Origin of the sequence: Oceanidesulfovibrio marinus (genome assembly GCF_013085545.1) — a bacterium.
GTDB lineage: Bacteria > Desulfobacterota > Desulfovibrionia > Desulfovibrionales > Desulfovibrionaceae > Oceanidesulfovibrio > Oceanidesulfovibrio marinus.
This window is the reverse complement of record NZ_CP039543.1, coordinates 2,273,022-2,287,121: the sequence shown is the minus strand read 5'-3', so window position 1 is coordinate 2,287,121 and position 14,100 is coordinate 2,273,022. Positions and strand designations below refer to the sequence as shown.

The following is a 14,100-nucleotide window of genomic DNA, read 5'->3' as shown; positions in this document are numbered from 1 at the left end:
CGCTGCGGAAACATCACCTGCCGCAGGAAGGAGTATTATGAATCCGACAGTGTATTACATCGAAGGGGACGGTATCGGCCCCGAGGTCTGGAAAGCGGCGCGCCCCGTCATCGACGCCGCCGTAGAGAAGACGTATGGCGACGGCCGCCGTCTGGAATGGAACGAGCTGCTTGCCGGCGAAAAAGCGTATGAAGCAACGGGTTCCTATCTGCCCGAGGAGACGCTGGAAACGCTGAAAACCGCGACCCTGGCCATGAAGGGCCCGCTGACCACTCCGGTGGGCAAGGGCTTCCGCAGCCTGAACGTGACCATGCGCCAGACCCTGGACCTGTACGCCTGCATCCGCCCGGTGCGCTACTTCCAGGGCATCGAGTCTCCGGTCAAAAGTCCGGAAAATGTGGATGTGGTCGTGTTCCGCGAAAATACGGAAGATGTCTACGCCGGCATCGAGTACGCGGCAGAGTCGGCCGAGGCCGCCAGGCTCATCGCCTTCCTGCGCGAGGAGCTCGGCGCCGAGGTGGACCCCTCCAGCGGCGTGGGCATCAAGCCTATCTGCGCGTGGCGGTCCAAACGCTTGGTGCGCAAGGCCATCCGCTTTGCCCTGGACAACGGCCGCAAGTCCGTGACCCTGGTGCACAAGGGCAACATCATGAAGTACACCGAGGGCGCCTTCCGGCAGTGGGGCTACGACCTGGCCGCCGAGGAGTTCGGCGACGTGACCATTCCCGAGTCTGCCGGCGAGAATGCCGGGGACCGCGTGGTCATCAACGACCGTATCGCCGACGCCATGTTCCAGGAAGCCCTGATCCGGCCGGAGCAGTACGATGTGCTTGCCACCACCAACCTCAACGGCGACTACCTCTCCGACGCCCTGGCAGCCCAGGTCGGCGGCCTCGGCCTCGCGCCGGGCGTCAACATGTCGGACGACCTCGCCTTCTTCGAGCCAACCCATGGCACCGCGCCCACCATTGCCGGGCAGGACAAGGCCAACCCGGGCAGCCTCGTGCTCTCCGGCGCCATGCTCCTGGCCCACATCGGCTGGACCGAAGCGGCCGACCGCATCCACAAGGCCGTGGACATGGTCATCGGCGCCAAGACCGTCACCATAGATCTGGCCACCCAGATCAAGGGTTCGAAAACGGTAGGCTGCACCGAGTTCGGCGAGCTGCTCCTGGCGCAGCTCTAGCGCCGGACGCGCCGGCCTCGGGAGTGTGCATGGCCGTCGACAAGACTACTCATACAGGGCGCGCCCAGGCGGAGGGGACCACTGGTTCCGCCGCCGAGGCGCGCGCCTTTTTTCCTCGCGGGCTCACGCAGCCCGAAGGCGCGTTCCGCTTCTCCGTGGATGCGCTGTTGCTGGCCTGCTTTGCGCGGGCCCTGCGCGGCGGGAAGGAACCCATGGCGGCCGACCTGGGGGCCGGCTGCGGCGTGGTGGGGCTGGCTCTGGCCCTGCTGCGCGAGGACGTGGCCGTGGCCGGCGTGGAGATCGAGCCCACTCTGGCCGCCGCGGCGCATGAGAACGCCGTCCGGCTGGGACTGGAGCATCGCGTGCGCATTGTGGAAGCGGACCTCGCAACGCTGCGCGGTGGCGTGTCCGTTGCCGAGGAATCCGAAAAACAAGGACTGGCGCTGCTTGGTGCCGAGTCCATGGATGCTGTCGCGGCCAATCCGCCATATCGCGAGCCAGGCCGGGGACGCAGGCCTGCGGGCGATGTCCGCCAGGGCGCGCTGTCGGAAACGCGCGGCTCGCTCGACGACTTTGTCTCTGCCGCGGCCTTTCTGCTGAAAAACCGCGGCCAGGCGTTTTTCATCTTTGCGGCCGACGGCGCTGCCCGGTTGTTCCAGAGCCTGGCCGCCCACCGGCTGGAGCCCAAGCGCGTGCTCGCCGTGCATCCCTATGCGGACAAGCCGGCGCGGCTGGTGCTGGTGGAGGCGCGCAAGAACGGCGGGCCCGAGCTGGCCTGGGAGCCGCCCCTGGTGATGTATGAGCCGTCCCCATCCGGCGGCCGCGGCGTGCTGACATCCCGGGCGCGGGGCTTCTGCCCGTTCATGGCGTGTAATGCGATTGGTGATGGTCCGGCCGGGGCCTCGGAGAACAGCTCAGACAATTGCCCTGAGAACCGCCCGGAGGAGGGCGCATGACTGTGTATGAGTCACAGGAGCCATATACCGGCGTCCTGTTCTTTACCGACCCGCACCTGGCGGCCACGCCGCCGTTCGAGCGGCGGGAGAACTACCTGGAGCATGTGCTCGCCAAAATTTCGGCGTGCCTGGAGCTTGCGCAAGAGCGGCAGCTTCTGCCGGTGCTGCTTGGTGATCTGTTCCACCGCAATCCCGGCGATGTACACCGTGTGCTGCGGCGCGCCTTCGAGGTCCTGGGCCCGTACGCCGGCACAAAGTTCCGGCCGTGGGTGCTGCAGGGCAACCACGACCAGTGGGAGGGCGCCAGCCCGGAGGATTCCTGCCTGACCGTGACAGCGCTTGCCGGCATGATCCACCTGATGGACACATCGGGCATCCATTGCCGCTTTGACGCGGCTGGCCATCGCGTGGCCCTGGGCGGTACGCCGTATGGCTCGCCGCATCCCGATGCAGTGGATTCTGATGTTCGCGGCGATGCCGAGTACGTGCTGTGGGGCAGCCACTGCGGCCTGGGCTTTCGTGATAAGAGGCATAAGTATCCGCCCCTGCATGAAATTCCAGGCGTGGACTGGGTAATGAACGGCCACATGCATTGGCACCAACCTACGGAAACCCTCGGCATGACGCGCTGGTCCAACATCGGCGGCATGACGCGCATGTCCTTTGCCCCGCGCAACCAGGAGCGCGAGCTGTGCGCCGGAATCTGGACGCCGGGCTGCGAAGACCTTGATCGATGGGCTATTCCGCATCTTCCCTTCAATCAAGTCTTTCCGGTCAGGCCTTTTCCACCGTAAGTCGGTGTGTGTCTGTTTTTATTGGAAAATGCGCCGCACGGGTCTCTTTGACACACCCATTCCATCCCCGAAAAAATATTGTTCTGCTGTTGTAACGGGTTAAAAAAGTTGGCCCGTTCATTGCTATAGAAAAGTCATATCCCGGGGGTCAAGAAACCTCGAATCCCGTCGATATATGTAGCAACAGGAGTTGGTCATGCGTACTTTCAGAGACAACATCCAGCACCATCTGAATCCATTGCACGTATACTGCCGTCTGCGCATGCTGGGCATCAGCGCCAGCGCCGCAATGCGCCTCTGCGGCGCCTGGGAACGGATCTTCGTTCTCGCGTTCCCGTGCAACTAGCCGTATTCGGATGATCCCCCACACCGGCCGGCTTCCGTGCCGCCGGTATCTTTCGGCCATAATTTCACGCAGCTGTTTCCATGGGCGCTCTGCCGCTGTATGATGCATGTCATGATGAGTGCATTGTCTAATGATTTGGCGCTGCTATGCAGACCACCATCACAGGAGCGTGCATCATGGAAAGACGTTTGACGCAAAAAGAAATCCAGTCCTACCTGGAGGGCATGAACTGGCCCGCAACCCGTAAACAGCTCAAGGATCAGCTCTTTTCGCAGGGCATCGAGTCCTCCATGCTCAGCGTCCTGACGGATACCTCGCGTCACGATATTCAAAGCGAGGACGAGGCGCGAAGGGAGCTGGAGCAGCTCTTCCACCATAGCTAAGAAGCATAGCTAGACGTCAGCATATGCGTCATGCGCGGCGCGTAGATTCGCTCTGCACCCGCACTCTCCGCCGCCCTTGCGTCTCTCCCCTCATCACCCGGCGCAGAAATGCAGTCCATCCAAGGAAACCCGTTCCGGGGCATCCGCCTGTAGGGAAGCCATCAGCGGGAGTCGTTTCCTTGGCCGGCTTTTCTGCGGCCAGGGATATCCATGGAACCAGACCGTTGCGCCAGGGATCTGATCGCACGCGCACTGGAATTTCTTTGAACCTTCCGTAAAGAAAGGAGCTTGAACGAGTGTCCCACTACACGCCAGACGATATCGCCGCGCTGTCCCGCTACCTCAAAGACGCCAATTTTCCGGCGACGCGGAAAACAATTATCGACCTCGCCGTGGAGAACGGCGCGCCCGAGGAATCGCTGGAGGCGCTGGCCGGGCTGCCGGAGCGCGATTACATCCACATGGACGAGGTCATCAAGGAGATCGGCTCGTTGCACAAGTAGCAACGCTGTGGTTGGCTGCTACAGCCGGCGCCAGAGCATGAACCGCCGGGCGGCGTGGTCGCCGCGTCCGGGGGTTGTCCCGTACTGGGACGCATCTGAAGGGAGGGGAGGGCGTGGCGGCAGGACTCGCCGCCGCGATCTATGAGTATGCGGCCTCAGCCGGTGGTGACCTTGGGAGTCAGCACCATGGGCAACCGCGGTTTGAACTTCTCGTAGAGCTCGATGTCCAGGCCGTTGAGCCGCTCGATGCAGCGGCGTGTCTCCCGCGGCAGCTCCTCCACGCGGGGTCTGTTCTCGGAGAGGTTGCGCGAGGGAGGTGGGGTCAGCTGCTTCTCATCGGCGCCAAGCATCTGGGCGAGCATGGCGTAGGATTCCTCGAAGCGCTCCTTTGTTCCAAGAAAACAGTACGATTCAGAGATGTTGCGCGTCGCCGCCTTGAGCATGGACTCCGGGCACTCGCCGTATGGTGGGTTGATGCCCGAGAGCATGCGCGTCATGCAGTTGTTCATTCGCGGCCGCACCGCGGCGTCCAGGAACTCGTCCAGGGTGGTGGACTGGGCAAAGTCGTGAAAGCGGTGCTCCGGTCGGGTGAAGATGTGCCACCAGTGGGAGAAGACGCGTTCCACCGGATCGCGCAGGAAGGCGGCATAAACGGTGGGGCCGTTGAAAATCTTGTGGATGCCGTAATCCACGTGGCCGGAGAAAAAGCGGATAGCGTCCTTCTTCTCGCGAGGAAGGGTCAGCAGGTTGTCCAGCACCCCGTCCTGATCAAACGCAAACACGGACTGGGACGGATAGAGTGCAGCGAACCCCGCACGGGCCGTCGAGCCGGCGGTTTTCGGAATATGTTGAAAAATCAGACGGTCACGCACTGGCTCGCGGTCGCTCTCGTTCTACGTAAGATGTTATTCAGAGACCGGCGCGCCGCCGGCGTATATATCCTGCGTTGCCAGGCCGGAGCCGATATGAACATGCCCGGGAAGCACCATGGAAATCAACAGCAGGATGGCTACCAGGGTAAGTATCAGGGTTTTGAACGGATCGAAAGACCTGACAGGGGGAATGTGTTCGCCGTTTCTGAGAACGTATGTGTGGGTTCGGTTGTCTTCTTTGCGGTTCATGGTGATACCCTCGTGCTCCAAAAGTCCACAAACGCGGGGGGAGAAATGGAATGATGGCTCGTATTTTAGCAGACTCCCCGGCGTGGAGCCATGGACAAGTACATGGTTTGTGTCGCTTTTTCCAGCGGGCATCCGAAACCTTTCCGATCTGTGACTGATTCGTCGAGATGTCAGGTGCTTAGTTGACATTCCAGGCGTCGGGTATAGTTCGGCTGGGGTGTATTTTCTGGCGTGGCGCTATTAGGAAATGCAAAGACTGAGATTTTGTCGGGATGGACCAGGTTTCCCGCCGGCCGCGGTGGACGCCCCGCTGTAAATGGGCTAGGCCCAGATGTGTCCGTCCCATACGGGTCTTTCGGAAACCATCCGCACCAAAGCCAGAAGTCTACTGTTCACTCACGCAAGGAGCGCGCCCTGTGCTGAAGAAGCAAGTGAAGACGAGCGACGCCGGCTCTTCCACCATCGCCCCCACATACGGTTGTCGGTCGTTCTGCGAACCGATCCCCAGGTACGAAATACCCGAATCGCCCATGGACCCCCGCACAGTGAAGCAGCTTGTCCAGGACGAGCTGAATCTGGACGGCAACCCGGCTCTGAACCTCGCCTCCTTTGTGACCACGTGGATGGACCCCGAGGCCAACGAGCTGATGGCCATGTGTGTGAACAAGAACTTCATCGACCAGGATGAGTACCCGCAGACACAGAAGATTCACGAGCGGGTGGTGAGCATGCTGGCCCATCTGCTGAACGCGCCGGAACAAGGCCGGGCCGTGGGCACGGTGACCATCGGCTCCAGCGAGGCCATCATGCTGGGGCTGCTGGCGCACAAGCGCTCCTGGCAGCATCGCCGCAAGGCGGCCGGCAAACCGGCCGACAGGCCCAACATCATCTACGGGCTGGACGTGCACTCCTGCTGGGAGAAGTTCGCCAACTACTTCGAGGTGGAGGCGCGGACCATCGAGCTTGGGCCCGGCAAGTACGTTATCGGGCCGGACGACGTGGCTCCGCTGGTGGACGAGAACACCATCGCCGTGGGTGCGGTGGTGGGCACCACCTACACCGGCCAGATGGACGACGTGGCCGGCATCGACGCCTTGCTGCAGAAGCTGAACGCCGAGCGTGGCCTGTCCATTCCCATGCATGTGGACGGCGCCAGCGGCGGGTTTGTCATGCCCTTCGTGCATCCGGACGAGGCATGGGACTTCCGCCTGCCCACGGTGCGCTCCATCAACGTCTCCAACCACAAGTACGGGCTGGTCTACCCTGGCCTGGGCTCGCTCATCTTCCGCGACGCCAGCGACGTTCCCGAAGATCTGGTCTACAAAATCAACTACCTGGGCGGCGAGATGGAGAACTACAGCCTGAACTTCTCGCGCGGTTCGGCGCTGGTCATGGGCCAGTACTACAACTTCCTGCGCTTCGGCCGGGAGGGATACCGCCAGGTGCTCTCCAATTGCGTGGAAACGGCGCAGCAGTTGGCGCGGACCATCACGGACAGCGGCAAGTTCGAGGTTATCGGCGACAGCCCCATGCTGCCGGTCATCGCGCTGCGGCTGCTGGACGACTCGCGCTACACCGTGTTCCACATCTCGGAGGCCATCCGCGCCAAGGGCTGGATCGTGCCGGCGTACACCCTGCCGCCTAAGGCGGACGGCACGGCCGTGCTGCGCATCGTGGTCAAGGAGAACTTCAGCCGCGACATGGCCGAGCTCTTTGCCGCGGACCTGCAGAACGTGATGCAGAAGCTGGACGCCTCGCCGCCGTCCCACGCCACGGACCATGGCAAGGAAGGGCACGGAATCTGCTGAGACTCAGTCCTGGCAGGCAAGGCAAGGCCAGCGCCGGATTGTTGATATGTCTGGAAAAGCCCTTTGCGCCGATTGCCCGTCTTCAAACCCCCTGATATACGAAAAGTCCCTGACCACCTCCAAGGAGAGTGCTTCCATGCAGCGCCTTGCCGTCTGTTTCGCATTCCTGTTGGTCCTGTGTCTGCCGGGAGCTGGCCATGCCGCAGAGCCGCTCACCGTGGCCTTTCTCGCCGGAGCCGGCGGGTTGAAAAGCCCCTTCAACCAGCTTGCCTACGACGGCCTGATGGAGGCGTCCGAGAACCTCTCGCTGGAGGTCATCGTGGACACCACGCTGGCCGACGCCAACGATCCCGCCCTGAAGCGCGATGCCCTGAAACGGGTGATCGAGCTGGGCGACGCCGAGTACGTCATCGCCAGCGGCAGCGAGTGGGTGGAAGCCGTACAGCAGAGCGCGCAGAAGCATCCCGACGTCTATTATACGCTGGTTAACGCCAGGCTGGAGGGGTTGGACAACGTCTCCTGCATCGTGTTCGCGGACCAGGAGGGCGGCTATCTGGCCGGCGCGCTGGCCGCGCTGACCACCAAGACCGGTCTGGTCGGGTTCATCGGCGGCATGGATATTCCCGAGATCGAATCCTTTGCGGCCGGCTACGCCGCCGGTGTGCACGACGTGGGGCCCAGGGCATCCGTCTATGTGGAGTACATCTCGGACGATGAGGAGACATTTGCCGGGTTCCGCTCGCCGGAGCAGGGCTACACCATGGCCAGCCGCATGTACGCCAAGGGCGTGGACGTCATCTTCGCGGCCGCCGGCGCCTCCGGCGAGGGCGTTATCCGCGCCGCGCAGGAGACCGGAGCCTGGGCAATCGGCGTGGACTACGACCAGGACCACCTGGCCGCGGGCCACGTGCTTACCAGTGTGGTCAAGCAGGTGAACAACGCCGTGCTCCTGGAGGTTTCCAGCGTGGTGGCCGGCAAGTTCTCCCCGGGCGTGCATGTGTACGGCGTGAAGAACGGCGGCGTGGGCCTCTCGCCCATGACCTACACGCGCGACGTGATCGGCAAGGGCGTGCTCGAAGCGCTCAAGGAGATCGAGACAAAGGTGGCCGACGGCGAGGTGGACATCCCCAAGACCCTGCCGCGCCAGTAGAAGCCATCTCAGAAAAGCCCTTTTGCTCTGTGGCGGCGTCAGACTCGTCCTGCTCAGAGGCCGAATAGTATTGGATAGACTCCTTCCGCGCGGAACTCGTCTTCTTTTGCTACAAACCTAAACTTCTATTTCAGAGATGGCCTCTCGCCGGATGGTTTTCATGACGCCCATAGAACGCAACGCCTCCATCGACGTCGTTAAACGCGACCTGGACTACGCCGTGTATGGCGACGGCGCCGTGCTTGTCACCCCTGGCGGAGCGCCTGTGGCCTCGCCCAAGCTCCGCCTGCTGGAGCACATTGTCCGCGACCTGACCGTGGCCGAACCGGGTAGCCTGACCGCCCTGGATGTGTTTGCCTGCGAGCACGACGTGGTGGAAGGGGAGCCGGCCGCCGCCGAAGAGCGGTTCGTGTCCGCCCTGCAGACAGACCCCGTGGCCGCCAGGCGCTTTCCGGAGCTTGGGGCGCAGTGCGCGCCTGTGGATATCGCGCTGGAAAACGTGGACCCGGACATGCCGCCGCTGTTCTTTCTGTACGGCGGCTTGAGCGAGGCCCTGGGCAAGGCTACCAGCTACCTGATGGAGCATGGCGACCAGACCGCGCTCAGCGATTTTGCCATGTTCAGCGCGCTGCTGCTGCAGACCTTCCGCGACATGGCGCCGTACCGCCGCGCCGGCATTCTCGTACTGGCGGAGCGGCACCAGGCCGGCGGACTGCTGCCGTTTTTGCTGCTGGCTGGACGGCTGGGACCCTCCGAGTACGCCAACGCCATCATGAATATCGAGTGGTTCCGCCACGATGCAGCATCGGCGTCACAGCGCTTCCGCGCACTGCGGGACGAGGCGCGCGTGGTGGTGGAGTATGTGGATGTCTGCATGGCCGTGTCCGGTGGAGAAGCGCTGGGGCCGAGGGCTCCGGAGATCATCGCCCGCGGCGAGAGCCATCATGTGGAGTTCAAGTCCACGCTGCGGCTCAACCTGCATACCCAGAAGAGCGACCCGAGCATTACCCACGCAAGCCTGAAGACAATCGCCGCGTTCCTCAACTCCTCCGGCGGCACGCTGCTGGTGGGCGTGCGCGACGACGGTTCCATCGAAGGCATCGAGACGGACGGCTTTCCCAATGACGACCGTTTTGGCCTGCATCTCTGGCAGTCCATGGAATCGTCTCTGGGCGGCTGCGCCTGCCCGTTCGTGGCCAGCCGGTTCGAGCGGCTGAACGGCCGCACCATTTGCTGCGTCACGTGCTCAGAAAGCCCGCGACCTGTCTTTCTGGAGGCCAAGAAGGGCGGGCAGGAGTTCTGGGTTCGCGTAGGCGCCTCCAGCCGGCAGCTCGGCGTGCGCGAAGTGCTGGAGTACACCAGGCTGCGCTTCAAGGAGTAGGGCGCGGTCAAGGCGTTGCCGCTTCCGGCTCCATTCCCTGACTCAAAATTCTTCACGACGCTGTGTCCAGAATATTGGACAGATGGCATGGGTCCGGCCAACAATCGGTGGTGGCTCGCAAGCGCGTAGCTGTCTAATAATTGAGACAGAGAGTGCGACTGCTGCGATCTCAGGCCGCCTGCCCGCGCATGGTCGCGATGAGCGTCTTGAGCTGTCCGGACAGGTCAGTCAGCTCCTGAATGGCCTGGGTGGACTCGTCCATGGCGTTGGCCACGTCCGCGGAAATGGTTTCGATCTCGCTGGTGGCCTGGTTCACGGCGTCGGACACAGAGGACTGCTCCTCGGCCGTAGTGGCGATGGCCTGGATCTGCCCGGCCGTCTCCTCGCTCATGGCCACGATGGCCTCCAGGGAGGAGCGGGACTCGTCCACCAGGGAGCCGGACTCCACCACCGAGTTGATGGCCACCTCGGTCGCCTCCGAGTTGCGCTTTGTCCCGTTCTGGATGTCAGTGATCACGCGGCCCACGTCGCTTGTGGCGTTCATGGTCTTTTCGGCCAGCTTGCGCACTTCGTCCGCAACAACGGCGAATCCTCGGCCTGCCTCGCCGGCCCGAGCCGCCTCGATGGCCGCGTTCAAGGCCAGCAGGTTGGTCTGGTCCGCGATGTCCTGGATTACCGAAATGATGGAGCCCACATTGTGCGCCAGGGTGGAAAGCTCGGTGTGGCTCTGCTCCAGCTCGCCGGAGTGCGCCTTGAGCGTCTGGAACACCTCGGCCACGCGGGACACGAGATTGGCGCCGTTCTGCGCGTGTGATTTGGCGTCCTCGGCCGTGAGCGAGGCGTTGGAGGCGGACTGCGCGATGAGCACCACGGACTCGTTCATGCGCTCCATGGACAGGGAGTTCTCACTGGACCTGGAGCGCTGGCGGTCGGCTCCGTTTCTGGCCACCTCCGCGCGGGAGGAAAGGGTCATGGCCGCCTGGTTCAATTCCTCGGCAATGCCGTCGGCGCGCTTGGCCGCTTCGGCAATGGTCTTGTTCTGCTCCTCGATGCGCAGGCGCTGCTGCGTGATGTCCGTGAGGTCGTACCAGACAGTGAGCGTGCCGAGCAGGTTGCCGTCCATATCGCGGAAGGGCGTGGTGGTCACATCCACGGTGCGCATGCCCAGGGCTGGCAGGTCCAGCTCCATCACATCGTGCATCTGGCGGCCTTCGTCCATGGCGCGGTGGGAGAGCGTTCGGCGCGAGCCGTCGCCAAAGACCATATCGCCGAATGATTGTCCGGCGTAATCCTCGGGATTGCCGCTTTTTTTGAGCATATCGAGCATCTGGCGGTTGGCCCAGGTGACGGCGCCGTCCTTGTCCACAACGGCGGCCGGCAGCGTGACGCCGCCCAGCACGCCCTGAGCAAAGCCCAGCTTGGCCTTCAGGTCACTTACCATGTCCTGGGTAGAGGAGATGGTCCGGGCGATGACGTCGTTTGCTTCGTACTCGATTTCGGCGTCGTAGTGCCCGTCAGACACGGCCTTGGTGTAGTCGGAAAGCTCGCGCAGCGGCCGGGTGGCTATGCGCACCACAAGCAGGATGACCACAACGACCAGCACGATGGCTACCACGGCGAGCACCGAGCCGATGAGCGTCAGCTTCTCGTCCAGGCCGTGGGCCATGTCGGAAATGGGCATGGCAAAGGCGTAGGTCATGCGCCAGGGTTCGAAGTATTTAAGGTAGGCGGCCATGGGCACGCCGTCCTGCTCGAACTCCACAAGCCCGTCCCTGGTGGCCTGGAACTCCTTCCAGTACGGCTCGTCGGCCAGGTTCTGGCCCTGGCGCGTGGGATGGCTGACCAGCGCCCCGTCCTCGGTGAAGATGAAGCCGTGCCCTTTGCCGCCGATCTTCTGCGCGGCGATGATGCGCCGGAACTCGGGCGTGACCACCTCCCGGCCCACGGCGATGGCCCCGATGATTCGCTCCGAGAAATCCTTGAGTGGCATGTAGGCGGACTGGTACCAGCCGTCCGGCTCCTGGACTATGCCGGAGTACGTCTCGCCGGCGAGCAGGGCCTTGGCGATGGGATCGTCCGCGGGAATGGCGCTGCCCGCGGCGTCGCTGCCGTCCTTGTTGGGGATGGAGGTGGAGACGCGTACGAGGCGGTCGTTGTCGAACTGGAAAAAGGTCGCCTCGCTGGCCATCTTGTTCTTGATGAGGTCGGCCATGGTGGCGTTGCCGGTGACCAGCGTACCGGAGATCTCCAGCGCGGGCATGGTGACACTGTCGGACGCGTCGCTGTCCTGGTCGGCCACACTCATGTCGACCGTGGTCATCTGGTTCAGCGCGGGAAAGCCCATGGAGTAGATGGTCTTGGCCATGAACGCGAGGTCGGCCTTGGCCTTGTCTCGCAGGAGCATGGTCTGCATGTCCATCATGGCGCTCACGCTGTCGGCAAAGGACTTGATGGAGGTCCGACCCAGGCTCTTCAGGGAGCGATCCACCTGGAAGAGGTTTGCCGCGGTGAGGCAGGCGATGGCCAGGGTTACGGACGCGATGGTGCCGAGGAGCAGCTTGTTGTGGAAGGCAATCTGTGCGGGTCGCAGCATGGTATCTCCAAAGGGATTAGCAATACGGCGTGCCATACTGCCTTTATGCTGTGACGCGTGGGCGATGATTCAGTTACGGAACTGTGTCGAAAAAACACAAAGAAATACGGAATGTTGGCGCGGGGAATTGCTGGCCGACCTGCGAATTACGACTGCTGTGATCTTCGGAACAGGCATCGCTTGCCCGATAGCTCGGAGTGTTTGTATAGAGATCAGATGGGATTTCAGACGTTAGATATTTAGAGGCGTGATGACAGGGGGAAGAGTCCTCTACACGAAGGGGTACAGGCGCGTTACGTTGCTCAGGATCGGATCGGGCTCACAAAAACCGCTGCTCCAGCTCCTTCACATAAGCCACCGCCTCGGGCGTGTTTGGCTCTGGGGCCCAGGGCGCGAAGTCCTTGTCCGAGTGGGGCGCGTACGGGCCGTTTTTGACCTCGAAGAGCACGGTATCCGGCGCCAGGCAGACAAGGCCGTGCCAGACGCCAGGCCGGATATCCACGACGTATGAGCCGTGGTCGCGACCGAGCAGCACGTAACCGGCGCTGTTCAGGTCCGGCGTATCGTCCTCCCAGAGTACGAACCCGGCCCGGCCGGTGAGCACGATGAAGGTCTCGGACTTGGCCGGATGCAGATGGCGGTGCGGCCGGATGTACGTTCCAGGCTGCATGGCGTTGAGCATGCGCTGCAGCGGGTCGTCGTCCCCGGCGTGGAGCACATGGATCTCGCGGCGGCGTGGGTTAGCTGCGGCGGCTGCCGCCTTGGCGGCCATCAGCGCCGGGTCCACGCTGGTCCAGCGTTCATGGTCAGATATGGTCGCGTACGGGTTGATGCGTCGTGCGGTCATGCGTTCTCCAGTTGATGAAGGAACAGGATTCCGATCAGCAATGCTTCCACAAAGCCGCGGCCCGGACAAGGCGAGTCTTGCGATTTTCCGGGCGTCGTCTTAGGTAGTGGAATCCCTTTTCGCACCCATATCCCTTGGAGCTTTCATGTGTGTATTATGCCGTATTTGTTGTGGATTTGTTATAATTACCGCTGTTTTGGGCACCGCTCCGGCCATGGCCGGCCTGCCCGGCGAGCAGTTTCTGCAGGAGCAGCAGCTCTGCGAGGCCCAGGACACGCTGCACACGATGGTCGCCGCCATTGACGCGATGGATGCGGAGTTCCAGGCCCAGCCGGAAATGCTGAACGATCCCGAGTGGGTGCGCTCGGCCATCGCGCATATGGCGCAGGTGGACGACACGGCGCGCGACGCCCTGTTCCACGCTTTGGACTCATCCTGGGAGCCGGACGTGTTCGCAACATTTGTGCAGTTCTTCATCAATCCGCGTCCGGCCGGGGACGAGGACATGGGCTATCTCCAGCGGTTGGACCGCGATCATTATACATTGCTGAAGCGCATTCTGGCCGAAAGCGCGGCACTGGGCGAGGCGGGCTGGCCCGCGCCCCCGGTGTTCGACGCGGCAACGTCCTACCAGACGTTTGTCCTGGCGCGGCGGGGGCTTCCCCTGGACGCAGCCTGGCAGCAATCAACCCTGATCCCGCGGCTGAAAAAACTGGCCGGGCAGGGCGACTTACCCATGGCAGCCGTGGCCTGGTACACGGCGGCGTCGCCGGAGGATTTGTCCATGCAGGCCAGCGCGCTGGCGGGGGTCGATGCCCCGTGGTCCGGTCTGGCGGCGCAGACCAAGCGCACCGAGGCCTTGCTCACCGCGCTGCGCAAGGCGCCGGATGCGGAGCTGCTGCCGCCGCTGACGCCGGAGCCGTGCGGCGTGCAGAAGTTTACGGTGGAGCCGGCGCCGAAGGCCGGGAACCAGACGCGGGCCGGGCAGGAGTAGAGGAGGGGGCCGGCTGCTTCAGGGGGGGCGAGCACGGG

The 14,100-nt window shown here is 63.1% G+C and carries 14 protein-coding genes; 10 read left to right on the top strand and 4 right to left on the bottom strand.

The genetic code is table 11. The annotated features are described in order from the left end of the window. Positions 1-37 precede the first annotated feature (37 nt). The 6 genes from icd (at position 38) to E8L03_RS10200 (ending at position 4,168) form a co-directional block, all read left to right on the top strand. Complete coding sequence (icd, locus tag E8L03_RS10225) at positions 38-1,186, top strand: NADP-dependent isocitrate dehydrogenase (protein ID WP_171267283.1); 1,149 nt, start codon at positions 38-40, stop codon at positions 1,184-1,186. 29 nt (positions 1,187-1,215) lie between these two features. Further along, positions 1,216-2,142, top strand: a complete 927-nt coding sequence (locus E8L03_RS10220) for a tRNA1(Val) (adenine(37)-N6)-methyltransferase (RefSeq protein ID WP_171267282.1) — start codon at positions 1,216-1,218, stop codon at positions 2,140-2,142. After that, the gene (locus tag E8L03_RS10215; RefSeq protein ID WP_171267281.1) at positions 2,139-2,936 is read left to right on the top strand and encodes a metallophosphoesterase; all 798 of its coding nucleotides are present in this window, start codon (positions 2,139-2,141) and stop codon (positions 2,934-2,936) included. Before E8L03_RS10220 ends, E8L03_RS10215 begins: the two co-directional genes overlap by 4 nt. A 196-nt stretch (positions 2,937-3,132) precedes the next feature. Beyond that, the gene (locus E8L03_RS10210; RefSeq protein WP_171267280.1) at positions 3,133-3,282 is read left to right on the top strand and encodes a hypothetical protein; all 150 of its coding nucleotides are present in this window, start codon (positions 3,133-3,135) and stop codon (positions 3,280-3,282) included. Positions 3,283-3,458: 176 nt separating this feature from the next. Further along, the gene (locus tag E8L03_RS10205; protein WP_144305957.1) at positions 3,459-3,665 is read left to right on the top strand and encodes a DUF2795 domain-containing protein; all 207 of its coding nucleotides are present in this window, start codon (positions 3,459-3,461) and stop codon (positions 3,663-3,665) included. Positions 3,666-3,961: 296 nt separating this feature from the next. Further along, the gene (locus E8L03_RS10200; RefSeq protein WP_171267279.1) at positions 3,962-4,168 is read left to right on the top strand and encodes a DUF2795 domain-containing protein; all 207 of its coding nucleotides are present in this window, start codon (positions 3,962-3,964) and stop codon (positions 4,166-4,168) included. Positions 4,169-4,323: 155 nt separating this feature from the next. Here the strand turns inward: E8L03_RS10200 and E8L03_RS10195 are convergent, their stop codons facing one another. Together E8L03_RS10195 and E8L03_RS10190 are read right to left on the bottom strand one after the other, a co-directional pair. Next, positions 4,324-5,040, bottom strand: coding sequence for a sulfotransferase family 2 domain-containing protein (locus tag E8L03_RS10195; RefSeq protein ID WP_171267278.1), 717 nt, complete (start codon positions 5,038-5,040; stop codon positions 4,324-4,326). 33 nt (positions 5,041-5,073) lie between these two features. After that, positions 5,074-5,289 (bottom strand): hypothetical protein, encoded by a 216-nt coding sequence (locus E8L03_RS10190; RefSeq protein ID WP_144305954.1) that lies wholly within the window; start codon positions 5,287-5,289, stop codon positions 5,074-5,076. A gap of 416 nt (positions 5,290-5,705) precedes the next feature. Between E8L03_RS10190 and gad the strand changes: the two genes are divergently transcribed. From gad to E8L03_RS10175, 3 genes are all read left to right on the top strand, one after another. Next, positions 5,706-7,097, top strand: coding sequence for a glutamate decarboxylase (gad, locus tag E8L03_RS10185; protein ID WP_216367961.1), 1,392 nt, complete (start codon positions 5,706-5,708; stop codon positions 7,095-7,097). A 136-nt stretch (positions 7,098-7,233) separates the two neighbouring features. Beyond that, positions 7,234-8,247 carry a BMP family lipoprotein gene (locus tag E8L03_RS10180; protein ID WP_171267276.1) on the top strand — a complete coding sequence of 338 codons (1,014 nt, stop codon included), beginning with the start codon at positions 7,234-7,236 and terminating at the stop codon, positions 8,245-8,247. Positions 8,248-8,407: 160 nt separating this feature from the next. Beyond that, positions 8,408-9,628, top strand: coding sequence for an AlbA family DNA-binding domain-containing protein (locus tag E8L03_RS10175; RefSeq protein ID WP_171267275.1), 1,221 nt, complete (start codon positions 8,408-8,410; stop codon positions 9,626-9,628). A 169-nt stretch (positions 9,629-9,797) separates the two neighbouring features. Here E8L03_RS10175 and E8L03_RS10170 read toward each other — a convergent pair whose 3' ends face one another. Continuing rightward, positions 9,798-12,221, bottom strand: coding sequence for a methyl-accepting chemotaxis protein (locus E8L03_RS10170; RefSeq protein WP_171267274.1), 2,424 nt, complete (start codon positions 12,219-12,221; stop codon positions 9,798-9,800). A gap of 319 nt (positions 12,222-12,540) precedes the next feature. Then, entirely contained in the window at positions 12,541-13,068 is a 528-nt protein-coding gene (locus tag E8L03_RS10165) for a WbuC family cupin fold metalloprotein (protein ID WP_171267273.1), read from the bottom strand. A 214-nt stretch (positions 13,069-13,282) separates the two neighbouring features. On the opposite strand from E8L03_RS10165, the gene E8L03_RS10160 reads away from it, so the two are divergent. Continuing rightward, positions 13,283-14,062, top strand: coding sequence for a hypothetical protein (locus tag E8L03_RS10160; protein ID WP_171267272.1), 780 nt, complete (start codon positions 13,283-13,285; stop codon positions 14,060-14,062). Positions 14,063-14,100 lie beyond the last annotated feature (38 nt).